The 25,852-nt window shown below is 31.1% G+C and carries 21 protein-coding genes; 13 read left to right on the top strand and 8 right to left on the bottom strand.

What is annotated here, in order from left to right; all coding sequences use genetic code 11:
- Positions 1-26: 26 nt before the first annotated feature.
- Both ACTPNM_RS04535 and ACTPNM_RS04530 read right to left on the bottom strand, forming a co-directional pair.
- Complete coding sequence (locus ACTPNM_RS04535; RefSeq protein ID WP_440120793.1) at positions 27-2,813, bottom strand: carboxypeptidase-like regulatory domain-containing protein; 2,787 nt, start codon at positions 2,811-2,813, stop codon at positions 27-29.
- An 88-nt stretch (positions 2,814-2,901) separates the two neighbouring features.
- Positions 2,902-3,735: a GLPGLI family protein gene (locus ACTPNM_RS04530; protein ID WP_440120792.1), complete on the bottom strand. Its 834-nt coding sequence runs from the start codon at positions 3,733-3,735 to the stop codon at positions 2,902-2,904.
- A gap of 121 nt (positions 3,736-3,856) precedes the next feature.
- Here ACTPNM_RS04530 and ACTPNM_RS04525 point away from each other — a divergent pair, with 121 nt between their 5' ends.
- From ACTPNM_RS04525 to ACTPNM_RS04505, 5 genes are all read left to right on the top strand, one after another.
- Positions 3,857-5,449: a sensor histidine kinase gene (locus ACTPNM_RS04525; RefSeq protein WP_440120791.1), complete on the top strand. Its 1,593-nt coding sequence runs from the start codon at positions 3,857-3,859 to the stop codon at positions 5,447-5,449.
- Positions 5,442-6,122, top strand: coding sequence for a response regulator transcription factor (locus ACTPNM_RS04520; RefSeq protein ID WP_440120790.1), 681 nt, complete (start codon positions 5,442-5,444; stop codon positions 6,120-6,122). Before ACTPNM_RS04525 ends, ACTPNM_RS04520 begins: the two co-directional genes overlap by 8 nt.
- Positions 6,123-6,212: 90 nt before the next feature.
- Positions 6,213-6,827 (top strand): deoxynucleoside kinase, encoded by a 615-nt coding sequence (locus ACTPNM_RS04515; protein ID WP_099215844.1) that lies wholly within the window; start codon positions 6,213-6,215, stop codon positions 6,825-6,827.
- Between the two features lie 365 nt (positions 6,828-7,192).
- The gene (locus ACTPNM_RS04510; RefSeq protein ID WP_440120789.1) at positions 7,193-7,420 is read left to right on the top strand and encodes a hypothetical protein; all 228 of its coding nucleotides are present in this window, start codon (positions 7,193-7,195) and stop codon (positions 7,418-7,420) included.
- A gap of 77 nt (positions 7,421-7,497) precedes the next feature.
- Positions 7,498-8,733, top strand: a complete 1,236-nt coding sequence (locus ACTPNM_RS04505) for a radical SAM protein (RefSeq protein ID WP_440120788.1) — start codon at positions 7,498-7,500, stop codon at positions 8,731-8,733.
- Between the two features lie 5 nt (positions 8,734-8,738).
- Here ACTPNM_RS04505 and ACTPNM_RS04500 read toward each other — a convergent pair whose 3' ends face one another.
- A complete protein-coding gene (locus ACTPNM_RS04500) occupies positions 8,739-9,473 on the bottom strand; it encodes a TrmH family RNA methyltransferase (protein WP_440120787.1) in 735 nt (244 codons plus the stop codon).
- A 71-nt stretch (positions 9,474-9,544) separates the two neighbouring features.
- Here ACTPNM_RS04500 and tamL point away from each other — a divergent pair, with 71 nt between their 5' ends.
- From tamL to folK, 6 genes are all read left to right on the top strand, one after another.
- On the top strand, positions 9,545-11,998 hold the full coding sequence (gene tamL / locus ACTPNM_RS04495) for a translocation and assembly module lipoprotein TamL (protein ID WP_440120786.1): 2,454 nt from the start codon (positions 9,545-9,547) through the stop codon (positions 11,996-11,998).
- A 94-nt stretch (positions 11,999-12,092) separates the two neighbouring features.
- Positions 12,093-13,151, top strand: coding sequence for a class II fructose-bisphosphate aldolase (gene fbaA, locus ACTPNM_RS04490; RefSeq protein ID WP_440120785.1), 1,059 nt, complete (start codon positions 12,093-12,095; stop codon positions 13,149-13,151).
- A 50-nt stretch (positions 13,152-13,201) separates the two neighbouring features.
- Positions 13,202-14,059 (top strand): acetyl-CoA carboxylase, carboxyltransferase subunit beta, encoded by an 858-nt coding sequence (gene accD / locus ACTPNM_RS04485; protein ID WP_440120784.1) that lies wholly within the window; start codon positions 13,202-13,204, stop codon positions 14,057-14,059.
- Between the two features lie 129 nt (positions 14,060-14,188).
- A complete protein-coding gene (gene rpsO, locus ACTPNM_RS04480; protein WP_133534815.1) occupies positions 14,189-14,458 on the top strand; it encodes a 30S ribosomal protein S15 in 270 nt (89 codons plus the stop codon).
- Between the two features lie 187 nt (positions 14,459-14,645).
- Complete coding sequence (locus ACTPNM_RS04475) at positions 14,646-16,883, top strand: polyribonucleotide nucleotidyltransferase (RefSeq protein ID WP_440120783.1); 2,238 nt, start codon at positions 14,646-14,648, stop codon at positions 16,881-16,883.
- Between the two features lie 283 nt (positions 16,884-17,166).
- On the top strand, positions 17,167-18,297 hold the full coding sequence (gene folK, locus ACTPNM_RS04470; RefSeq protein WP_440120782.1) for a 2-amino-4-hydroxy-6-hydroxymethyldihydropteridine diphosphokinase: 1,131 nt from the start codon (positions 17,167-17,169) through the stop codon (positions 18,295-18,297).
- Between the two features lie 27 nt (positions 18,298-18,324).
- Here the strand turns inward: folK and gldC are convergent, their stop codons facing one another.
- Positions 18,325-18,663 (bottom strand): gliding motility protein GldC, encoded by a 339-nt coding sequence (gene gldC / locus ACTPNM_RS04465; RefSeq protein ID WP_047788614.1) that lies wholly within the window; start codon positions 18,661-18,663, stop codon positions 18,325-18,327.
- Entirely contained in the window at positions 18,663-19,625 is a 963-nt protein-coding gene (gldB, locus tag ACTPNM_RS04460) for a gliding motility lipoprotein GldB (protein ID WP_440120781.1), read from the bottom strand. The genes gldC and gldB overlap by 1 nt, the downstream gene beginning before the upstream one ends.
- A gap of 92 nt (positions 19,626-19,717) precedes the next feature.
- Here gldB and nadE point away from each other — a divergent pair, with 92 nt between their 5' ends.
- Positions 19,718-20,506 (top strand): NAD(+) synthase, encoded by a 789-nt coding sequence (nadE, locus tag ACTPNM_RS04455; protein WP_440120780.1) that lies wholly within the window; start codon positions 19,718-19,720, stop codon positions 20,504-20,506.
- A 214-nt stretch (positions 20,507-20,720) separates the two neighbouring features.
- Here the strand turns inward: nadE and dnaG are convergent, their stop codons facing one another.
- Entirely contained in the window at positions 20,721-22,730 is a 2,010-nt protein-coding gene (gene dnaG, locus ACTPNM_RS04450; protein ID WP_440120779.1) for a DNA primase, read from the bottom strand.
- Positions 22,731-22,856: 126 nt separating this feature from the next.
- Between dnaG and ACTPNM_RS04445 the strand changes: the two genes are divergently transcribed.
- A complete protein-coding gene (locus ACTPNM_RS04445) occupies positions 22,857-23,783 on the top strand; it encodes a leucine-rich repeat domain-containing protein (RefSeq protein WP_440120778.1) in 927 nt (308 codons plus the stop codon).
- A gap of 69 nt (positions 23,784-23,852) precedes the next feature.
- On the opposite strand, the gene clpX is transcribed toward ACTPNM_RS04445, so the two are convergent.
- Both clpX and clpP read right to left on the bottom strand, forming a co-directional pair.
- The gene (gene clpX, locus ACTPNM_RS04440; RefSeq protein ID WP_274639106.1) at positions 23,853-25,091 is read right to left on the bottom strand and encodes an ATP-dependent Clp protease ATP-binding subunit ClpX; all 1,239 of its coding nucleotides are present in this window, start codon (positions 25,089-25,091) and stop codon (positions 23,853-23,855) included.
- Between the two features lie 44 nt (positions 25,092-25,135).
- Positions 25,136-25,795 (bottom strand): ATP-dependent Clp endopeptidase proteolytic subunit ClpP, encoded by a 660-nt coding sequence (gene clpP, locus ACTPNM_RS04435; RefSeq protein ID WP_440120777.1) that lies wholly within the window; start codon positions 25,793-25,795, stop codon positions 25,136-25,138.
- Positions 25,796-25,852: the final 57 nt, after the last annotated feature.

Here is a 25,852-nt window from a genome sequence, read left to right as displayed (position 1 = left end):
CTAATTAGACTGCTTTTTTTGTTGTATTACAAGTTATACTTTACTGTAAACATGGCGACTCTAGGCTGAATTACATACGAAGAATTACTTACATAAATATCATTACTACTATTCTGATTTAGCCCTGTTGAATTTAATAGATTTGTTATCCCTACTTTATACTCCCATTTACTATCTTTTTTCTGATACGTAAGATCTGCCTTTAAAAAACCATAACTATCAATTGTTTCTCCATTATTAAGCACTTTGTTATAAGTATACTTTGATGTGAAAATAAATTCTTTTAAGAAAAAAGCGTCGACGTTTATATACGGACTATGTGTTGTAAAAGTATTTTCAACCCCTCCAATGTCTGAATTATTAATAGACACATTATAACCAACATCAAAGTTTGGAGCTTCTTTAAAGTTTGTGCTAAATTTTGAGGTATAGCTTTGTGAAAATGTTTTCGCTAATCGATTTCTTGTTTCATTCGTTTGACGATTGGTAATTAAACTATTCGATTTTCCATAAGATACATTTCCTCCTAATCGCAGCTTAAACTTTCTAAAACTCTTTTGAAAATTTGCTCTTGCTGAAATAGACTCATCAGGAAAAGCAGAGTTTACCGAAGCTCTTACTTGATTAACATCAATAAACTCTGTATTACTCTTAATTTCTTTAATACGTTTACTATAGTTAATTGACCCAAAAACATTGGTGTAATTAAACATATTAAAACTAAAATAATTCAAATTTATATTATGGTATAATGAGTTTTCAAGAGTTCTATTTCCTGAATATAAGCTATTGTAATTATTAAAAACATAACCTTCTGCTAACTTATTCACATCAGTAAAACTAGTTTGCATAGCATAGTTTAAACGTAGTGTTTCAGATTTTTTTAAGTTAATTTTCACAGAAGCATCTGGCAAAAATTTAGTAAAATTACTTTCATAAACCGACCCTAACTGAGTGTTTTTTGACGCATAGTTATGTAATGTAAAACCTTGATTAAAGGTAAATATTCCAGTAATAAACTTATAATGTAAACCAACATACAAATCATCAAAAGAAAAATCAACGTTATTTATTGTTGATGGTTCTAAAACTTCATTTTTATTACCATCTAAAACCTCAAAAATGGTAGAGTTAAATTGCTGATTGCTCAAAGTAGATCCTAGTGTAACATTTAAATTACTTTTTAAGTTTAACACATAATAGTAATCTAGTTTTGCATCCAGTTTATTTGTTTTTATTCTTTTATTCTGACCTACATTAAATAAATTATGGTCTCCTGGGTTTGGATTAACATTGGTTAATGACAACAAGTTATAAAAAGACAACTTTTCTAGTTCAGCATTATAAAACGGATCTTCATTTTGCCATAAATGCTGTGCTTCAAAAGCAAAAATATTTTTATCGTTTAGCGTATAATAGTAGTTTAAATTTTGATTGATAGAAAAAGGACTTTGCTCTGAAATTTGATTAATCGGTACAATTTCATCATCTGCATTTAAATATGTTCTTGATGACACTGTTGATTGTAATTGTTGTTGCTTAGATACTTTAGCAAAAATATCGTAATCAAATTGATTATTTGCATTAGGCTTATAACTAGAACTCAACTTAAACAATCCTAAATCACTTATTTGATTTATTTGATCCTTTGTTTTTTCTGTATTAATATATTTTATTGAAGATGGATTGTTTTGATCATATTCAGATATACTATTTTTATCAATCCCTGCATTGGAATATAAACGCTGGGTGGTTTCTTCCATATTTGTTTCATTTCCTGAGTAGATGGCAAACCCACTAATATCCCAAGTTTTTTTTGGAGAATAGCTAAAGTTTAAGGCTCCAAATTTTGATTCAATTTCTTTCGCTCTATTATTTCTTAAGGTTAAAAAAGCAATATCATTAGACCCTACATTAAAGTTTGTTCCGTTATTATCTCCAAATTGCCTAAAACCTCCAGTAAATTTAAAATAGTCTCTCATTGTAAAAGGTACTTCTCCAATATTATTTACATCGGTTATAATATTTAAACTATACTTAGGGCTATAATAAAACAACTTTGGATGAGCTATATATCGACTATCCTCCATAGCCAATCCTAAACCTGCCGAAACTTCACCAAACCAAAAGTTCTTTTTTCCTTCTTTTAACTTAATATTTATAACTACGTTATCCTCATTGTCGGTAACACGACTCATTTGCCCTACTTCACTATGGTTTTTGAGTACTTGGACTTTATCTACTGCATTTGCAGGAATGTTTTTAGTAGCTAATTTAGAATCTCCGTCAAAAAAGTCTTTTCCTTCCACCATTACCTTTTTTACAGTTTTCCCCTCTACTTCAATTTCACCATCGTCGTTTACCTCAACTCCGGGTAACTTTTGAAGTACATCCCCTAGTTTTTTTTCCGTTCCACTTTTAAAACTATCTGCATCATATACTATTGTATCCCCTTTAACAGTTACAGGCATTTTATAAGTAATATTTACTTCATCTAAACTGTTATCTTCTTCTAAAACAAGGTCTTTAAATAAATTGTTGTCTTTTGTTTCTACATCAACTTCTTCCGTTTTCAAACCTATATAACTCACCTTTATGCTATAGGTAGTATTTTGAGCTAGATTTAACTTATAATTTCCTTTAGCATCTGTAAAACCATAAGAGTCTAGTTTTTTAGTGGTTTTATTAATAGCAATTACATTCGCCATTTCTAGTGGTGTTCCAATACTATCTTTCACAACTCCTTTCAGTGTAACTTGAGCATTAGTAACCCATGTAGCTATGAATATAGCTATGAACAATGTTTTTTTCATTACTTGATTTTATTATTAAGTAGATTGTCTTTTAAGACTATAACCCTACAGTAAATAAGAGCTATAATTTAAATTTAATACAGGAAGACTACCCTTGTATTTCTATTTGAAAAGAGTTTCCGTCTTTACTTTTTCGTCTGTTTTTAAAGCGCTCCATCATATCCTTAGTATGTTCATCCATTATATTATCAAACTCTTTTTGAGTAACTTTCTTCCCCTTTTTAGGCTCTTTTATTTCTATTTTTTCTGACGGATTTAAAACAATTTCTGTGCAGGCAATCGTTTGTTTTCCGTCTTGTACCTCTAAAATCAATCCTGGCAATCCCCAAAACTGCCCTGGGCCATTGCTAATAGGTATTTCAGGTGTATACCATGCTACGGTTTCAATAGTTACTTCTTCTTTTTTCTCTTCTGTTTCTCCATCTGTCATAGACATTGAAGTTCTGGTCTCTTTTCTAGTTTTAGTAGCTTTATAGCAAGTATAATTTCCAATGTTCTTAGTTTCCCCTGTCATTTTCCAATCAAAATTCTCTAACTTATCTTTTATTAAAAAACGTTTACCACTAATCTCCGTTTTGTTTATATAGCTTTTACTCTTTATGTTTTTATACAAAACATCAGTTCCACCTCCACTACCCATCACTTGAATTTGTATCCCTGCTACTTGAGCTTGTGGTGATGAAAGCTTTTTATTTTGTTTGTATGTAGATGTTGACTTATCGAAGTTTAACGTATATGTTTGCTGCAATTGCTTCATTAATTGTGCTTGTAATTTTTTTTGCATTTCAGAACTTGAAGCTCCTTTACCATTATCTATTTTAAGATCAATCTTTCGATGTGTCTTATAAATAGCTTTTCCTTGGAAGTTTTGTGAAAACATTGATGCACTTAGCAACAATATTAATAATGTGATATTTCTCATTTCTTTAGTTTTTATATTCAACACTACAAATATGCTTAGTGATATTATCTTTTTGAGTTAATGAGTGTTAACGAGTGTTAACCGATATTTTTTATTCACTATAACACTTTATCTTTGAAACATGAATACAAAAAAACACCGCTGGATATTATATTTAATTAGCGCTACAATTGTTGTTACAATTTTGATACAGTTTTACTGGAACTACAAAAATTACCAACAAAACAAGCAACGTGTTATAAATGAAATTCAATTAAGTTTAGACAATGCTGTTGAAGAGTATTACGCTGCTTTAACCAAGCAAAACTTTTTTGCAATAGTAGAATCTGATGAAACAACTTCTAAAAATAATTTGAGTGACAAAAACATTTGGAAAGAAGTTTTCTCTTCCCAAATTAATAAGAAGAAGGATAGTATACAATTTAAAGTTTCCTCTTTTGATATAAAAACTGACAGCCCAAAAGAGTTTAAGAAGATGAACTCCTATTTTGTTGACTCGCTTCTTAATGACGTGAAACATGAGATTAATGACTCCACTACTAAAAAGTATTCTAAAATCACCCAGATTACTCAATTTAATAAAGACCATACATCTGGTATCCATCTTGATTCTTCAGGAAATAAAGAGGTAAAAGTTTTTAAAGGTAAAAAAGCTACAGACAGTCTTAAATTAATAAAAGGACTACAAACCATTTATATTTCTGTTCAAAATGACTCTTTAGATCATGTAAAATTGGATTCAATTATAAAAAAGCAACTAACAACTAAAGGCATTTCAACTCCTTTCTACTTAAACCATTTTAAACATGATACGCTATTTTACTCTTCAAAAAAAGAAGGAACACCTACTCTAGACCTACAAAGCAATGCTAAGTCTACTTATGTTAAAAGTGACGAAAAACTAACCCTTTTATACGATAATCCTTCAAATGAAATTCTTAAAAGGAGCTCAACAGGAATTATACTATCTCTTTTACTTTCACTGGCAGTTGTAACAAGCCTATTTTACCTATTAAAAGTTATCAATCAACAAAAAGAACTAGCTGAGATTAAAAATGATTTAATTAGCAATATTACTCACGAATTTAAAACACCTATAACTACTGTTTCTACCGCATTACAAGCTATTAATAATTTTAATGCTATAAATGACAAAGAAAAAACAAAAAAATACATTTCTATTTCATCTGTACAGATAGAGAAATTACATTTAATGGTTGAAAAATTATTAGAAACCGCTACTCTTGATAGTGAAAAATTACTTTTAAAGAAGGAGTCTATTAATTTAGTTGAACTGATAGAAAACAATGCTAAAAAGCATCAGTTTACCAACTCAAAAAAAACAATTCAATTCTCTTCAAACAAACCTGAAATAATCACAGATATTGATATATTTCATTTTGAAAATGCTATTTCAAACTTATTGGATAATGCTATCAAATATGGTGGAAACAAAATAGAGGTACATATTAACCAAGTATTAAACGCTATTGAAATAACTGTAGCAGACAACGGTAAGGGAATTGACAAAAATCAACAAGAAAAGATATTCGATAAGTTTTATCGTATCCCTAAAGGAAATACCCATGACGTTAAAGGGTTTGGTATTGGTTTATATTACACCAAAAAAATTATTGAAAAGCATGGCGGGACCATAGTACTGACTTCAAAACCTAATAACACCCTTTTTAAAATTGTTCTAAGTTATGAGTAAGATTATCAAAGTCCTATTAGCAGAAGATGAGCCGAGTTTAGGGCAAATTGTAAAAGAAAGTTTAGAAACTAGAAATTTTGAAGTTTTTCATGCACTTAATGGTGAAGAAGCTTATGAAATTTACCAAACTAACTCTCCTGATATTCTAGTTTTAGATGTAATGATGCCAAAAAAAGATGGTTTTACTCTTTCTAAAGAAATACGACAGGAAAACAAACACCTTCCTATTATTTTTTTAACTGCAAAATCGCAAGCTAAAGATGTTGTTGAAGGTTTTGAACACGGTGGAAATGACTACCTTAAAAAACCATTTTCAATGGAAGAACTGATTATTCGCATTCACTCACTGTTAAACAGGGTTGAATTAAAAAAGAACTACGATGCAATTAGCATTGGAAACTATACTTTTAATTACACGAAACAACTGTTGTCTTTTGATGATGATATTAAAAAACTAACACACCGTGAATCTGAATTACTATTCCATTTACTACAAAAGAAAAATGAAATTTTAGACAGATCTTTTATATTGAAAAAACTATGGGGAGATGACGATTTTTTTAATGCTCGAAGTATGGATGTCTTTATTTCTAAGTTACGAAAGAAACTAAAACACGATGAAAATATTCAAATTGTAAATGTAAGAGGTTATGGTTATAAATTGATCTGTTAAATTGTTTATGAATTCCTTTTTTTATGTAATTTTACCCTCCCCTAATCTGGCAGTGCCAGCGATATTAAAAAACATTTTACACAGACAATTATGCACGTAGCAATTGCCGGAAACATTGGCGCGGGTAAAACCACTTTAACAAAATTATTAGCAAAACACTACAATTGGGAAGCTCATTTTGAATCAGTTGACGAAAATCCATATTTAGACGATTTCTATGGCGAAATGGAACGTTGGTCTTTTAATTTACAAGTTTACTTTTTAAATAGTCGTTTTCGTCAGGTACTAGAGCTACGTAAATCTGGTAAGAAAATAATTCAAGACAGAACTATTTATGAGGATGCACATATTTTTGCTCCTAACTTACATGCCATGGGGTTAATGACTAATAGAGATTATAGCAATTACTCTTCTCTATTTGAATTAATGGAAAACTTGGTAACCCCACCAGATTTATTAATTTATTTACGTGCTGATATTTCTACATTAGTAGGTCAAATTCATAAACGTGGTAGAGAATATGAAAACTCTATAAGTATTGATTACTTAAGCCGATTAAACGAACGTTATGAAGCTTGGATTAGTCAATATACCAAAGGAAAATTATTAATTATTGATGTTGACAATTTAGACTTTGTAGACAATCAAGAAGATTTAGGCTATATCATCGACAGAATAGATTCTCAAATAAACGGATTATTTTAAGCCTTAAAAACTTAAAGCTACAATAAACAAACCCTTTGCTTTCAAACTAGAGAAACAAAGGGTTTTCTATTATCTCTATACTTTTCGTAAAGCTTTAAAAGAACTCTCTTTTAGAACAAACTAATTACTACTATTTAAAGACTGCTATAATTTTAAAATTGTACCTCCCTTTTTTATAAATAGTCACGTAGTCACCTTACTTTTTATTATCAAATAGCTAATATTTGCGACAACTCATTTAAGAAACTTGTTAAAAAACAAGCCTTTTAACCTCTATTAGTTTAATGATTTACAGGTAGCTGAAAATGTAATCTTTAAACTTAAAAAAAGAAATAGAGTAAGCAATTAATCTAAAATTAATAATTATGAAGAAAACATTTTTTTTACCAAAAGGATTAGAGAAGTTCTCAGACTTACAAACGGACAATTTAGACCTTATTAAAGGAGGTGCTATTTATGTTGAAGAAGAAATTTATTACCCTACTAGTGGTGGAGGAAGAGTATGTCCTGACGGATTAGTTTGGAGTGATAAGCAACAAAAGTGTGTTAGATTTATAGAAATGGATGCTGAAAAAGAAGTATCTAAACTATAGAATAACTTATAATAACCTTTTCAAGGAAATTGTATCTCTGTATAATTTCCTTGTTTTTAATTAATACTTTTCAAATTATGAACTTTAATTCTTTAGCCATAAAAATTGCTAGCAGGTGTAACCTTAATTGCTCATACTGTTTCATGTACAACCTAGGAGATACTACCTACAAAAGCCAGCCTAAATTTATGTCTACAGAAGTAGTTGATAATATCATTGAAAAAACCAAAAACTACATAAAAAAATATCAGAAAAAAGAGTTTTCTTTTATTTTTCATGGAGGAGAGCCTCTACTTGCTTCCAAAGATTTTTATATAAACTTCGTTAACAAGGTAAAAGAAATTCAAAACGAGCTTACCGATGTTTCTTTTTCATACGATTTACAAACAAATGGTGTTCTTTTAGATAAAAGTTGGATAGAACTATTTAAAAAACTAGACATTTACCCTAGCGTAAGTGTTGATGGAACAAAAAAAGCACACGATATGTATCGAGTAGACCATAAAGGAAATGGCAGCTACGATACAGTTTTTGAAAGTGTTAAATTATTGAAAAATGAAATGAATTTTGCTGATATCGCTTGTGTAATTAACATTAAAGAAAACCCAAAAGATATTTATGATAGCTTTAAGGAAATGAATGTTAGTTATGTAAATTTTTTAATTCCTGATTACACACATGACAATTTTCCTTTCGATAAAGACAAAACCTTAATGGCAGATTGGTTAATTAATTTATTTGACATTTGGATTAAAGATACGAAGCGATTTAAAATCCCATTATTTTTAGGCTTGTTAAACTCTCTAATGAGAGTTAATGAAAAAGCAAAAAACGAATCAACCGTTTTAGTTATCGAAACTAATGGAGAAATAGAGGCTATTGACTCTCTTAAAGCTTGTGGTCACGGTTTTACTAAAACAGGACTCAATATTAAAAAGAACAATTTTCAAGATATACAACATACCTCTTTAGGTAAATTATACTTTAACGATTTCAATACAAAGCTTTGTACACAATGCTTAGAATGTCCATTAAATGAAATTTGTAAAGGAGGGAGATTAGTTCATCGTTATAGCAAAAAAAATGGCTTCAATAACCCTTCAGTTTACTGTAATGACTTAATTAAACTAATAGCTCATATACAAAAATTCTTTATATCATGTTATCCAGAACTGCATAAAAAAGAGAATATCGAACCAATAAAACCAATTGAAATTACAAATTATCTTTCAACTTTTGCTCAAAGTACTGATACACCATACAAAGAAGAATTGGAAGCTTTCTCTAAGAAAAATAAAGCACTAGCTATCTAATTGTATTAAACCAAATTTCTTTTGAACTCACTTAGCAGTATAGCTGTAGCTGTGGCGACATTTAAACTTTCAGTTTTCTGTAAATCACCAAACCTTGGAATAGTTACACTATTCTTTACGATCTCTGCAACTTTAGGTGAAATTCCATTTGCCTCATTTCCCATTACTAAAATTGCTTTTTGAGGTAATGATGTAGTATATACATTATCACCATGCATGTCTGCCGTATAAATAGGCAATGAAGTGTTTGTTAAAAACTCAGGCAAGTCAACATACGAAATCTTAACTCTTGTTAACGACCCCATACTAGATTGTACAACTTTTTGGTTATAACAATCAACTGTATTCTTAGAGCATACTAATTCAGGAACCCCAAACCAATCACATAAACGAATAATTGTTCCTAGGTTTCCAGGATCATTAATTTCATCTAGAGCAACTATAAAATTACTCCTATCAATTTCTTTTTCTTTAGGAATCTTAAATACCCCTAAAACTTTATTTGGTGTTTTTAGGGTACTTATCTTTTTTAGTTCTTTTTCAGAAATCAAAGTAACCTCAACATTTTTCGAAGAAGTGAATAACTCATCTGTAGTATACAGCTGTTCTAGTTCTAAAGAAGAGGCTAGTAATTCTTTAACTACCTTTACCCCTTCTGCAACAAATAATTGATGCTTTTGCCTATACTTTTTTTGCTGTAAACTAGTTATTAACTTTATATTGTTTTTAGATAAACTCATTAAATTGTTTTTAACACTCTAAAACCACTAAAAAATAGTATTTTTGATTCTTAATACGAGGCGTAAAGTTAATGAAAAAACTTTCTTTCTTCTTTTTATTAGTAGTCTTATTCAGCTCTTGTAGCACGATTAAATATGTTAAAGAAAACGAGTTATTGCTAGCCAAAAACACGGTATACATTGACAGTGTAAAAAACTCAAGCGAAAATATTACTGAGCTATTAATACAACGTCCTAATGCTAAGGCTCTAGGTATGCCTTTATCATTACATTTTTATAATTTAGGTAACCCAGAAGCTCCAAAAACACCAAGCGAATGGGCTAAAAAGCACCCAAAAACCTATAACTTTTATAAAAATGTTTTTTCCGAAAAACAGAGTATTGCTGTAGCTAAGACATTTATAGGATTTAATAATTGGTTTATAACTAGTGGTCAAGCTCCAATTATAATTGATGACAAAAAAACCAATAGGACTGTAGATAACTTAAAAGCTTACTTCCAAACTGAAGGGTATTTTAGAGCAAAAGTTTCTTCAAAAAAAGATACTATTAGTAAAAAGAAAGGAGAAATTAGTTACCATATTACAAAAGGAAACGCTTCTTATCTTGACAGCATAAAAACCTTTATTACATCACCAGTTTTAGACTCTCTATATCAGATTTCAAAAAACAAAAGCTATTTAAAATCTGGAGACCATTATAAAAATGACAACTTTATAAAAGAGGCTAATCGACTTGTAAAACTTTTCAGAAACAAAGGAATATATCAATTCAATGAAAATTATATTTCCTTTGATATTGATACTTTAAAAAACTATGAAAGATCAGGTGTAGATATTAATATTTCTGACAAAACTGTCCCTTTTCAAATTCAGAGAGTAAAAAAAGTAAATGTTTTTACTGATTATACCTACAACACAAGAAACTCTGAACACAACGATACTACTACCTATAAAGGGATTAATTTTTATGCTCTTAAGAAATTAAAATATAACCCTAAGTACTTATCACAATCTCTTTTTATAAAACCAAATACTGTTTATAGCGATTCTCTTAGAAGCTTAACACGAACACATTTAAGAGGACTAAAAAACTTTAAAGCAACCTCTATTCGATATAATGAGATCAGTGAAAACAAATTGGAAGCTAATGTGTATTTAACTCCTATTGAAAAATATACTTTAGGTATAGAAACCGAATTATCGCGTTCAAACATTCGTAACTTTGATGTTTCTTTAAAGTTTTCATTAACAAATAGAAATACTTTCAAAGGAGCTGAACTTTTTAAATTATCAGCTTTTGGGTCTTACTTCAACTCCAATAATGGTCCTGGTTGGGAAATTGGTTCTGATATTTCATTAGAAGTACCTCGCTTTATGGCTCCTTTCGGGCTAAATAAACTAGTACCGAAAAGAATGTTTCCAAGAACTAAGTTTTATTCAGGAATTGGAATTCAAAAAAATATTGGTTTAGATAAACAAAACATATCTGTTGGAATAGATTACAAATGGAACTATGACAAGAAAAAATCCATCCAATTAGAGTTATTAAACACTCAATATATCAGAAACTTAAACGTTGATAATTATTTTTCTATTTACAATTCAGAATATCGAAAATTAGCTGAAGTTGCCAAAATTTATGACCCTTCATATTCTTTTCCTGATAACACACCTAGTAGCTCTAATGAGATAATTAGTTTTGTTTCAAATGTGCTTACTGATGCTGATTTTGCAGCTTCAAACCCTACTGAATTTCAAAATGTATTAAATCTTGCTAACAGGTATAACATTGTGACTTCTGACTTTTTAATCCCTGAGATAGCATACGGTTATACCTACAATAATCAAGAAAGCATTAAAGATGCTAGCTTTTCTTTTTTTAAGTTCCGAATCGCTAATTCAGGAAATATCATGGGGCTTCTGTCTAAAAAAACAAACAGTTCTGGTCAAAAAACCGTATTCAAAATCCCTATTGCTCAATACTTTAAAACGGATATCGAATACAAAAAATATTGGAATTTAGGTGATAACAATGTATTAGCACACAGAACTTTTCTTGGAGCTATTTTTACTTACGACAATTCTGGTGTTCCTTTTTCTCGTAGTTATTTTGCAGGAGGTTCTAACGATATACGCGCTTGGAGAACATACGATTTGGGACCTGGTACAAGAGCACCTGTTCTTGAGTACAACATAGGAAGTTTAAAGTTTTTAACTAGTTTTGAGTACCGTTTTGATGTTTTTGGTTCCTTAAAATCTGCATTATTTGTAGATGCAGGAAATATCTGGGACATAACTAATACAGAATTTGTTGATAACCCAGCTAAATTTAATGGTTTTAAATCTTTAAAAGATATAGCTGTTGGTGCTGGTTTCGGACTTCGTTATGACTTTAAATTTTTAATTGCTAGATTAGATTTAGGATTCAAAGCACACGAACCATACTTAACTAATAATAAGTGGTTTCAAAACTTCAATTTCTCTAACTCAGTACTAAATATAGGTATTAATTACCCCTTTTAACAAAGTACTTTCTGTTAAAAATTTATCGCAACTTGTATAAAAAAGTGTAGATTTGTTCCGTAATTTATGTAACACACTACTAAACAAATAAAAAATGATTAAACCTGGAGTTGCCACCGGAAAAGAAGTTCAAGAGATTTTTGAATTAGCAAAACAAAAAGGCTTTGCATTACCAGCTGTTAATGTTGTAGGATCAAACACTATTAATACTGTTTTAGAAACAGCTAAAGAACTCAACTCGCCTGTAATAATCCAGTTCTCAAATGGAGGTGCTCAATTCAATGCAGGTAAAGGCTTATCAAACGACAACGAAAAAGCTGCTATTGCAGGTGCAGTAGCTGGTGCAAAACATATACATTTATTAGCAGAAGCATACGGAGTTCCTGTTATTTTACATACCGATCATGCTGCTAAAAAATTATTACCTTGGATTGATGGTTTATTAGATGCTAGTGAGCAATTTTATAAGGAAACAGGGAAACCTTTATATAGTTCTCACATGATTGATTTGAGTGAAGAACCTATAGAAGAAAATATCGAAATTTGTAAAGAATACCTTGCTCGTATGAGTAAAATGGGAATGACTTTAGAAATTGAATTAGGGATTACAGGTGGTGAAGAAGATGGTGTTGATAACTCTGATGTAGATGTATCTAAACTATATACTCAACCTGAAGAAGTAGCATACGCTTATGAAGAATTAATGAAAGTAAGCTCGCAATTTACAATCGCTGCTGCTTTTGGTAATGTACATGGTGTATACAAACCTGGGAATGTAAAATTAACTCCTAAAATATTAAAGAACTCTCAAGAATATATTTCAGAAAAATATAACGTTCCTCATAATACGATTGATTTTGTATTCCATGGAGGATCGGGTTCTACTTTAGAAGAAATTCGTGAAGCTATTAGCTACGGGGTTATTAAAATGAATATTGATACAGATTTACAATATGCATTTACAGAAGGTGTTCGTGATTATATGACAGAAAAATCTGCATATTTGCAATCACAAATAGGTAACCCAGAAGGTGATGATGTTCCTAATAAAAAATATTACGATCCTCGCAAGTGGTTACGTGAAGGAGAACAAACTTTTAAAGCTAGATTAAAGAAAGCTTTTGAAGATTTAAATAATGTGAATACATTATAATATTCTTTGAAAAAGGAAAACCAAACAACTAAAGAATAAAAAACTAAATTATGGCTTGGTTTAAACGTACAGACAAAGGGATTCAAACCCCAACAGAAGAAAAAAAAGACACGCCTAAAGGCTTGTGGTATAAAACCCCTAGCGGAAAAATAATTGATACCGACGAATTAAAAAAGAATTTATACGTAAGTCCAGAAGACGGATACCACGTACGTATAGGTAGTAAAGAGTACTTTGAAATCTTTTTTGATGACAATAATTTCAAAGAGTTAGATCCAAAACTATCAGCTAAAGATCCTTTAAAATTTGAAGACACTAAAAAGTATCCTGAAAAATTAAAAGCAGCTCAGAAGAAAACAGGTTTAAAAGATGCTGCACGTGCTGCCGTTGGTAAATCAATGGGAAAAGATTTAGTAATTGCGTCGATGGATTTTGCTTTTATTGGTGGATCTATGGGAAGTGTTGTTGGTGAAAAAATAGCAAGAGCTATTGATTATTCTATCAAAAACAATATTCCTTTTTTAATGATTTCCAAATCAGGAGGAGCCCGCATGCAAGAAGCCTTACTTTCTTTAATGCAATTAGCCAAAACTTCTGCAAAACTAGCACAATTAGCAGAAGCTAAAATTCCATACATATCTTTATGTACCGATCCAACTACTGGAGGAACCACAGCTTCATTTGCCATGTTAGGAGACATTAACATTGCAGAACCAAATGCTTTAATTGGATTTGCAGGACCACGTGTAGTAAAAGATACAACTGGTAAGGATTTGCCAGAAGGTTTCCAACGTTCTGAATTTTTATTAGAACATGGATTCTTAGATGCTATTTACGAACGAAAAGACTTAAAAAAACAGGTAAACCTATATTTAGATTTAATACAAAATCAACCTGTAAGAGTATAACAAAAAAGCTAGCGTTTGCTAGCTTTTTTGCTTTCTAACTTTTTCGTTATCATTCCAAAAAATAATCGTACATTTGCAACTTCAATGTAATAGCATTGAGTACATAATAATCATTTAAATAATATTGGCATGTATTTAACAAAAGAAGTTAAAGAACAAATCTTCGCAAAACACGGTAAAGGAGCAAATGATACTGGTACTGCTGAAGGACAAATCGCGTTATTTACGCACAGAATTAACCATTTAACTGAGCACTTAAAAAGAAATCGTAAAGATTTTAACACAGAGCGTTCATTAGTACGTATGGTAGGTAAGCGTAGAAGCTTATTAGATTATCTTAAGAAAAAAGAAATCAACAGATATCGTGCGATTATTAAAGAATTAGGAATTAGAAAATAATTCTACAGAAAAAGAGGCTCTATAAATGTGCCTCTTTTTTATTTTAAACTAAATAGTATTTCTGACTAACAACCAGAAATTTATATATAAAAAGCTCAAAATTACTAACAACAATTTTGATTTTCCATTGGAGCAACGACAACACAACAACAAAAAAAAACGAATTAAAATTTAGAAGAATTAATTTATGATTCCAAAAGTATTTAACCAAGTCATAGAGCTTGGAGATGGAAGAACCATCACATTAGAAACAGGAAAATTAGCAAAACAAGCAGATGGTTCTGTTGTTGTAAGAATGGGAGATACAATGTTATTAGCAACAGTTGTATCAGCAAGAACTGCAAACCCAGGTATTGACTTTTTACCATTAACGGTAGATTACCGTGAAAAATTTGCCGCTGCAGGTCGTTACCCTGGTGGATTTATGAAGCGTGAGGCACGCCCTTCAAACGAAGAAATTTTAACAATGCGTTTAGTAGACCGTGTATTACGTCCACTTTTCCCAAAAGATTATCACGCTGAAACCCAAGTGATGATTCAATTAATGTCTCATGACGAAGAAGTAATGCCAGATGCTTTAGCTGGTTTAGCTGCATCAGCTGCTATTCAGTTATCAGACATCCCTTTTGAAACACCTATTTCTGAAGTACGTGTAGCAAGAATTAACGGAGAATTTGTCATCAACCCAAGTTATGCTCAATTACAAGAGGCTGACATTGATATGATGATTGGTGCTTCTGCTGACTCTGTAGCTATGGTAGAAGGTGAAATGAAAGAAATTTCAGAAGAAGAAATGGCTGACGCAATTAAGTTTGCACACGAAGCGATTAAAGTACAATGTGCTGCTCAAGTTGCTTTAGCAGAAGCTGCAGGTAAAAAAGAAACTCGTGAGTATGAAGGTGAAAGAGAAGATGAAGAATTAGCTCAAAAAATTCACGATGCGGCATATCAAAAATGTTATGATATTGCTAAAAAAGGTACTTCTAAACAAGAAAGAGGTTTAGCTTTTTCTGAAGTTAAAGAAGAAATTACCGCTTCGTTTACCGAAGAAGAATTAGAAGACTTTGGAGATTTAGTTGGAAAATACTTTAACAAAGCACAAAAAGCTGCAGTTAGAGATTTAACTTTAAACGAAGGTTTACGTTTAGACGGACGTAAAACTACTGATATTAGACCTATTTGGTGTGAAGTAGATTATTTACCAAGAACTCATGGTTCTTCAATCTTTACACGTGGAGAAACTCAAGCGTTAGCTACTGTTACTTTAGGTACCTCTAGAGATGCTAACATGGTAGACTCTCCAACATTACAAGGTGAAGAAAAGTTCTACTTACACTATAACTTCCCTCCTTTTTCAACTGGTGAAGCACGTCCTTTAAGAGGAACGTCTCGTCGTGAAATTGGTCACGGAAACTTAGCTCAAAGAGCTTTAAAAGGAATGATTCCTGAAAATTGCCCATACACTGTTCGTGTTGTTTCTGAAGTATTAGAATCTAACGGTTCATCTTCAATGGCAACTGTTTGTTCTGGTACTATGGCATTAATGGATGCTGGTGTTCAAATGAAAAAACCAGTTTCTGGTATTGCAATGGGATTAATTTCTGATGGTGATCGTTATGCTGTATTATCTGATATTTTAGGTGATGAAGATCACTTAGGTGATATGGACTTTAAAGTAACAGGTACCGCTGACGGTATTACTGCTTGTCAGATGGATATTAAGATTAAAGGATTATCTTATGAAATCTTAGTAAATGCATTAAAACAAGCTCGTGATGGTCGTTTACACATCTTAGAGAAATTAACTGATACTATTGAAACTCCTAACGAAGATGTAAAAGCTCATGCACCTAAAATGGTGAATAGAGTTATTCCTAACGATTTAATTGGAGCATTTATTGGACCTGGTGGAAAACACATCCAAGAGTTACAAAAAGAAACAGAGACTACGATTGTTATTAACGAAGACCCTGTTACAGAAGAAGGAATCGTTGAGATTTTAGGAACAAACCAAGAAGGTATAGATAAAGTTATAGCTCGTATTGACTCTATGATGTTTAAACCTGAAAAAGGTTCTGTATACGAAGTAAAAGTTATAAAAATATTAGATTTTGGTGCTGTTGTTGAATATACAGAAGCTCCAGGAAACGAAGTTTTATTACACGTTAGCGAGTTAGCTTGGGAACGCACAAACAACGTTACAGATGTAGTGAACATTGGTGATGTTATTGATGTAAAATACTTTGGTGTTGATCCTAAAACTCGTAAAGAAAAAGTTTCTCGTAAGGCATTATTACCTAAACCTGAAGGTTATGTAGCTAGACCACCTAGAGACAATAACAGAGATAATAGAGGTCGTGATAATCGTAACCGCGATAATCGTCGTGACGATAGAAAACCTAGACAAGATAAAAAAGAGTCTTAAGATTCAATTTTTAGATATAAAAAAGCAACCTAATTAGGTTGCTTTTTTTTGTTTTTATATACGTCTTAAAAAGAAGAAAGGCTGCTAAAATTAGCAGCCTTTAACTTAGAGTTGTTTCAGATCATTCCCCAATAATCATATAAAAATCTTACTCTATAAAGAAATCCACTACTATAACAGTTGAAAAATAAAATACCCTACCCTTTTTTGAAAAAATTATTTAAATAAAAAATCTTTTTTTAGCTTTTGTTTTTTTAGTTTTAGTTTTCTTTGCATCCCATTCATGAAAATACAACGAATTACATATATTTCTATAGGAACCAATCAAGGTAATAAGCTTGAAAATATTCAACAAGCAATTAACTTGATTGCCGATAAAGTAGGTGCTGTATTAAAAGTAGCGTCTGTATATGAAACTGCTTCATGGGGTTTTGACAGCAATAACTTTTATAACACTTGTATTAAAGTTTCAACATATTTACCACCAGAACAACTAATACTTAGGTTACTTTCTATAGAAAAAGAGCTTGGAAGGACTCGAAAAAACTCTGAAAGATATTCTGATAGGTTAATTGATTTAGATATTTTATTATTTGATGATGAAATTATCTTCTCTAAAACCTTAATCGTACCGCATCCAAGAATGTTAGAACGTAAATTCGCTTTAGTTCCATTGGTTGAAATTGCTCGTAATGTTATTCATCCAATAGAAAAAAAGCATTTATATATTTGTTTGGAAAATTGTGCAGACACTTCAGAAATTACAAAGCTTGATATAAAATTAGAAAGACCAATTCCTATTACTGAGAAGTATAATTATATCGCTATTGAAGGTAATATTGGGGCTGGTAAAACATCATTAGCCAATATGATGTCTGATGAATTTAATGCTAAAATTGTCTTAGAGCGTTTTGCAGACAATCCTTTTTTACCTAAGTTTTATAACGACAATGAACGCTATGCTTTTCCTTTAGAAATGAGTTTTTTGGCTGATAGATACCAGCAACTTTCTGATGATTTAGCGCAGTTTGATTTATTTAAAAACTTTATTGTTTCTGATTACTACATTTTTAAATCGCTCATTTTTGCACAAGTCACCTTGCATAGTGATGAATATAAGTTGTATAGAAAAATGTTTGATTTAATGTACAAAGAAATCACAAAGCCTGATTTGTATGTATACTTATATCAAAACACAGAACGCTTACTAGAAAATATCAAAAAGCGTGGGCGTGATTACGAACAAAATATAGAAGCGAGTTATTTACAAAAAATCCATGATGGGTATAGCAACTTTATCAAAACACAACCTGATTTAAACATTCTAATTGTTGACGTTTCTGATTTAGATTTTGTTAATAACCTTGAAGATTACGAAACTATCATTAATAGGATAAAAAACTACAATGCATAAAAAAAGCAGCTTTAAAAGCTGCTTTTTTTATTTCTGAATTAATTCTAATTTTTCAGCAAAGTAGTCACAAAAATCACGCATGGTTGCACTCATTTTTTCATCGTTTGTAGCTCTTTCAAAAGAGTTTGCCATAGACACTAAGGTTTGATGAAAAAACTGCTTCATTTCATCTACAGGCATATCTTTAGTCCATAAATCCATACGCAATGTATCTTTTTGTTTATGATCCCAAACAGATAGCATAATTGCTTTTGAAGCTTCATCTTTTATACCTCCGTCTTCTGCGTTCCAAGTAATTTCTTCTGGAATTCTGTTTTCGTCTAACCCTACTTTAAATGTTATTTTTGATGTATGCTCTATCGCCATTATCTTTTTGGTTTATATCTTGAGTTTTTGAAGATTTCCTCTTCACTTGTTTGTAATAATTTATGCAAAGATACATCATTCTTTTGCATGTACGAACGTACGATTTGCCAACCAATCCACTCTCCTATTCTTCCTGGTGATTGACTATCCTCTTCCATATAAAACTTAGAAAAAGGAGCTAAATCTAAAAAACGTTTATCAACATCTTTACTAGTACTGTACAACAAATCTTTTTCTACAAAATACATCCATATTTGTTCTTCATTTCTCTCTGCCCAATCTAATTTTGTTTGTGAGTATCCTATTTTCAAGGCATCTGATGTGTTTGGTAAATAAGCATCTAACAAATACATTTTTTTCCCTCTGTAAATCATTTTATCAATAAAACTCCTCGCCATACTAGGTAACATTTGCTTACCAACAATAGCTTTAGCAACATCTACTACGATATGTTCTTTGGTATTATTCTGTTTCACATAAGCTGGATAGTCATTATAAAACTCATGTTCTTTTCCTAAATAAGAATCTAAAGAAATCAACAATAAGCTATCCGTATATACAATTCTGTTATTATAATCGATGTTTGTTAACATAGTAATCACTTTAGGACTTACAAATCTTGGATTATAATATTTAACATGCTTGAAAAGTGACATTAATTGCTCTTTTTCTTCTTCTATATCAGGAAAAACCTTTTGAGTTTCAGCAAATAACTCTCGTTCATCTTTATTATTAATCTTGTTCACCCAAACACTATCAGGTTGAGGAGGAAAAAGCATTGGATACTTTTCTTTTGTCTTATTTAATTCGTTTTGTTTAGTCGTATAAAAATCAACATCAAAACGGTCAACATCAACATTTACGTTAATCGTAGACACATCTACATCTAACTTGTTACTTTCATCATTTTTACATGAAAGGCTTATAAAAACTAACGCAACTAGTGCTAAAATTTTTCTCATGAACTTTAGTATATTTACATTCTAAATTATAACGTCGAAATTACTAAATTAGTTTTTACCACTTAACTGTAAACTCTTAAAATATCACAAAAATGAATACTCCTAAGGTTGCTGAACATATTATAAATTGGTTAAAAGATTATGCTACTAATGCCAAAGTAAATGGTTTTGTTGTAGGAATTTCTGGTGGTATTGATAGTGCTGTTACCTCAACTTTATGTGCAAAAACTGGTTTACCTACATTATGTATTGAGTTACCGATTCATCAAGCTAAAAATCAAGTAAGTAGAGCATTAGACCATATAGACTGGTTAAATAACAAATTTGATAATGTTTCAATGAAACAAATAAATTTAACTCCTGTATTTGATAGTTTAGTAAATTCATTACCTCCTGTTGAAAGTGAAGAAAAACGCTTTATGGCTTTAGCCAACACTAGAGCAAGATTGCGAATGACTTCTTTATATTATTTTGCTGGTTTACATGGTTTGTTGGTTGCTGGAACTGGAAATAAAGTAGAAGATTTTGGTGTAGGTTTTTATACAAAATATGGTGATGGAGGTGTTGATTTAAGTCCTATTGCTGACTTGGTAAAATCTGAAGTATATGAAATAGCAAAATATCTAGGTATAAATAATGATATTATAGTAGCTCCTCCAACTGATGGTTTATGGGGTGATGATAGAACAGACGAAGACCAAATTGGAGCTTCATATGATGAACTAGAATGGGCTATGGAAATGCAAGATGCAGGAAAAACTGAAAATGATTTTTCTGGTAGAGAGTTAGAAGTGTATAAAATATACACTCGTCTCAACCGAATTAATCAGCATAAAATGATTCCTATTCCTATTTGTGAAATTCCTAAAAACTTAAAGTAAATTAACCGACATCATTTGTCGTTTAATTCTTTGGTAAGCACTTTTTTTGTGCCCGTTAGAAATATTAAAAGGTAATATAACTAGCAACCTAAGTAACTCTAGAATTTGTAGCAACTTTCTCATTTTTTCTTTTATTTCTTGTTCTTTTCGCCGGTAAAGTTACAAAAAAATGTTAAGAATGTTAAAATTCTAAATAATTAGCAGTTTATAAACCTTAGATTACACGGTTTAGTTTTTCAAAAAGGCGCTTTTTTAATCCTGTATAATTACTGATTTCTTCTAGATTAGGAACTGCTTTTTGTTCTTGACTTTCTTGCATAATCTCTTTAATTTTCTCTTCAATTAAAACTCTACGCAAGTTTAAAATAGCATCGGTAACTAGCTTTGGAAGAATTTTAACTGTCTCTGTTACAAAAACCTCTTTACGTTCCCAATCGCTTAAATTGTACTTTTCTTCATCCATTAAAATATTAGTTACTAAACTAGATATTTGAGGATTTTCATGCATTACCAAATGATCTACTTTTATTTTTTCATCTTGATTTAACTGATGAATTAACTCATAGTAAGTTAATCTAAATATTTCATTGGTAAACTCTATTTCGTCTTCTTGTAAGTTTAAATACAACTCATTTGATACCGTGTTTTGATATTCTTCTTTTTCTAAAAACGGGCGTCCTCTTTCGTCAACTGCATCTACCCAGTTTACAAAATCAACAATCTCGTTACCATACAGTAACAATATCCTTATAACTTCTTTTTCAAGGATATTTAGTTGATTGATGTTTTGTTGCAACTTCCCTTTTCCTCCTTTTATAGCTTCCATTGAAGCTTGTCCTTGCTCTTGAAAATATTCTGGAGGTGGTTGATTAGGGTCTTGTCCTACACTGCTCTTTCTCGTTGCTGCTGCTCCTTTTTTTAGTAACTGTGCAAGCTCACTAAATAGTACTCTTTCAGAAATATCCATAATACGTGCACATTCTTGCACATACACTTCTCGTTGAATACCATCAGGAATTTTAGAAATACTCGTAACAATATCTCTAATTAATCCTGCTTTTTTAACAGGGTCGTTCGCTGCTTCCTTCATTAATAAAGAAACTTTAAACTCTATAAAGTCTTGTGACTTCTCTTCTAAATACTGTTTTAATTCAGCATTAGAATGCGCTTTGGCAAAACTATCAGGATCTTCTCCTTCAGGAAAAGCCACTACCCTTACGTTCATTCCTTGCTCAAGAATTAAATCAATTCCTCGAATTGATGCTCTAATTCCTGCTGCATCACCATCAAAAAGTACGGTTATGTTTTGTGTTAATCGGTTTACTAAGCGTATTTGATCAGGTGTTAATGCAGTACCTGAAGACGCTACTACATTCTCAATACCTGATTGATGAAACGAAATTACATCGGTATATCCTTCTACTAAAAAACAATTGTCTTCTTTAGCTATTTCTTTTTTAGCTTGATAAAGTCCGTAAAGGATTTTACTCTTATGATAGATGTCACTTTCAGGTGAATTCAGGTATTTTGCGGCCTTTTTATCGTTGGTAAGTATTCTACCTCCAAAACCTAAAATACGTCCAGACATACTGTGAATAGGAAACATCACACGCCCTTTAAATCGGTCGAATTTTCTATCTTCTGCTCCTCCTTCTTTTACAATTGTTAAACCAGTAGATTTTAAGTATTTTAAATCATAACCTTTAGCCAGCGCTGCTTTGGTGAAATTATCCCATTCGTCTTTACAATATCCTAAATCGAACTTTTCAATAGTGTCTTCTCTAAATCCTCTTTCTTTAAAGTAAGATAAACCAATAGCTCTTCCGTTTTGTGTATTCATTAATACATCATGAAAGTAGTCTTTAGCAAATTTTGAAACCAAAAACATACTTTCTCGTTCATTCATTTGCTGCTTTTGCTCATCAGACTGCTCGGTTTCTTCTATTTCAATATTATACTTTTTGGCTAACCAACGTATCGCTTCAGGATAAGTATAATGCTCGTGTTCCATTAAAAATGAAATTGCATTTCCTCCTTTTCCTGTACTAAAGTCTTTCCAGATTTGTTTTACTGGCGATACCATAAACGAAGGGGTACGTTCGTCTGTAAAAGGACTTAAGCCTTTAAAGTTACTTCCCGACTTTTTTAATTGCACGAATTCTCCTATCACTTCCTCTACTCGAGCGCTCTCAAAAACTCTATCTATGGTTTGTTGGGTTATCATATACTATAAAAATACGGCTAACAAATATACTACTAGTTTTAAAAGTTAGCTTATTGTTATAAAACTCTTGGCAAATTTAATTTGCTAAAAACATATAATTACATAATTTTGGCAAAAATTCCCCTTATGATGAAAACAATTATCCCCCTTTGTTTTGCAACACTTTTTGCATTTAACATTTATTCACAAGAAACTATTCGAATTCCTGATATTGGTTTAGAGGAATGTTTAATCAATTTAAAAATTGACTCTAACGGTTTAAACGGTAGTATTACAGTTAGTGATGCAGAATATGTTACTAACTTAAATGTTAATGATCCTGTTACAAACAAAGACTTACCTAATGTTTATTCAAAAATTAAAGATTTAACTGGTTTAGAAAGCTTTCCTAATTTAAGACGTTTGGATTGTTTTGGTAACGAAATTAAAAAGATTGATTTATCTCAAAGCTCTTCAATAAGTTTCTTAAACTGTAGTGAAAACAAAATTGAGCGCTTAGATGTTAGTAAGAATCATAACTTAACCTATATAAGTTGCGATTATAACAAATTAGCCTCTTTAATACTTGGTGAAAACCCAAATATTCAAAGCTTATATGCTAGTTACAATCAACTTACTACGTTAGACGTATCAAACTGTCCTAACTTAGAAAGTATGGATGTTACAGGTAACAAGATTAAAACTATTATTGTTAGTGAAGAGCAATTAGCTAACATTCCTCAAGGATGGTATAAAGACGAAAAAACCACTTATGCGACAAGTAATGGTGTTGTTGCTGACAACAAGGTTACAGAAGAGATTGTTGTAGAACAGGCAGAAAAAAAGATTGTAGAAACTGAAACTACAGAAAATGAGCCTAAAGAGGTTAAAAAACCTGTACAAAAGTATGCTGAAAGCTTTAAGCAACTAGTTATTTCTGAATATGAAAAAAGTGTTTTAAACGAAAAATACTTAAAGCAGATAAGAGAAGATCTTATGTATAAGTATGATATTAAAGATGAAGAAATAACTAAATGGATACAGCAATATAGTAAGCTTCATAAAGCAGAATAACGCCTTAGTTTATAAAATAAAAAAGCCATCAAAATTTGATGGCTTTTTTATTTCTATCAGTAAATATTTTTAAGATGCTGCTCTTAATTTCTTTAATGCTGACTTTGTTAATTTCGACTCTGCATATTCTTTTGTTACCTTAAATTCTTTTTCATCAGAACTTGGCATATCAAACATTGCATCTGTTAAGATAGCTTCACATAACGAACGTAATCCACGTGCTCCTAACTTGTATTCTACTGCCTTATTAACAATAAACTGTAATGCCTCTTCGGTCATTGTAAACTCAACATCATCCATTGAAAACAACTTAGTATACTGTTTTATAATTGAGTTTTTAGGCTCTGTTAAAATAGCTCTAAGTGTTTTTTCATCTAACGGATTCATATAACTTAATACTGGTAAACGACCAATAATTTCTGGTATCAAACCAAAAGATTTTAAATCTAAAGGTGTAATGTATTGTAATAAGTTATCGTGATCTATTTTATCTTCTTCTACCGAAGCACTATAACCAACCGCTTGCATATTTAAACGCTTGCTAATAAATCTATCTATTCCAGAAAAAGCTCCTCCGGCAATAAATAAAATATCTTTGGTATTTACTTCAATAAACTTTTGTTCAGGATGTTTTCTTCCTCCTTTAGGGGCTACATTTACAACTGCTCCTTCTAATAGTTTCAGTAAAGCTTGTTGCACTCCCTCACCAGAAACATCACGTGTAATTGATGGGTTATCTCCTTTACGAGCTATCTTATCTATTTCATCAATAAATACAATACCTCTTTCAGCTTTTTCAACATCGTAATCAGCAGCTTGTAACAAACGACTTAAGATACTTTCAACATCTTCCCCTACATAACCTGCTTGTGTTAACACGGTAGCATCTACAATAGAAAATGGTACGTTTAGCATTCTTGCAATTGTACGAGCTACTAAGGTTTTTCCTGTTCCTGTTTCTCCTACTAAAACGATGTTTGATTTTTCAATCTCTACCTCATCTTCATCATCTCTAGTTTGTAACAATCTTTTATAGTGATTGTACACTGCTACAGACATGGCTCTTTTAGTTTGATCTTGCCCTATGATATATTCATCTAAAAAAGCTTTAATTTCTCTTGGCTTTTTTAAGGTAAGATCTTTTGATAAATCACTTGTTTTAGCTTCAGCTATTTCCTCTTCTACTATTCCATGAGCTTGCTCTATACATTTATCACATATATGTGCATCTAAACCTGCGATTAATAAATCGGTTTCTGGTTTTTTACGCCCACAAAAGGAACATTGTAAATTTTCTTCTTTCGACATCTTATCAGCTTATTGCCAACAGCTCACTGCTATTAGCTGTTTTATTATTTTCTAGTTAAAATTTCATCTACCATACCGTAAGCTTTTGCTTCTTCGGCTTTCATCCAATAATCTCTATCAGAATCTTGATTTACTTTTTCTACTGTTTGACCTGAGTGCTTTGATATTATTTGGTACAACTCATCTTTTAATTTTAAAATTTCACGAGCTGTAATTTCAATATCAGAGGCTTGTCCTTGTGCTCCACCTAATGGTTGGTGAATCATAATACGAGAGTGTGGTAACGCTGAACGCTTCCCTTTTTCTCCTGCACACATTAACACGGCTCCCATAGAAGCGGCCATACCTGTACAAATTGTAGCTACGTCTGGCTTAATAAATTGCATGGTATCGTAAATACCTAAACCAGCGTATACTCCACCTCCTGGTGAGTTGATGTAAATTGATATATCTTTATTAGCATCTACACTTTCTAAGAATAATAATTGTGCTTGAATTACATTAGCTACTTGATCGTTAATCCCTGTACCTAAGAAGATAATTCTATCCATCATTAAACGAGAAAAAACATCCATTTGAGTAATATTCATTTGACGTTCTTCCATAATGTATGGAGTTAAGCTACTAGTAATTTTTCCTAAATAGCTGCTATTTATTCCGTGGTGCTTTGTTGCGTATTTTTCGAACTCTTTTCCGTAATCCATTTTTAAAATGTTTTTGGGTTATAAAGATGTAAATATAAGAACTATTTCGTTAGTATT

This window comes from Tenacibaculum sp. Ill, assembly GCF_051938915.1.
GTDB lineage: Bacteria > Bacteroidota > Bacteroidia > Flavobacteriales > Flavobacteriaceae > Polaribacter > Polaribacter larymnensis.
This window is presented reverse-complemented; position numbering and strand designations above follow the sequence as displayed.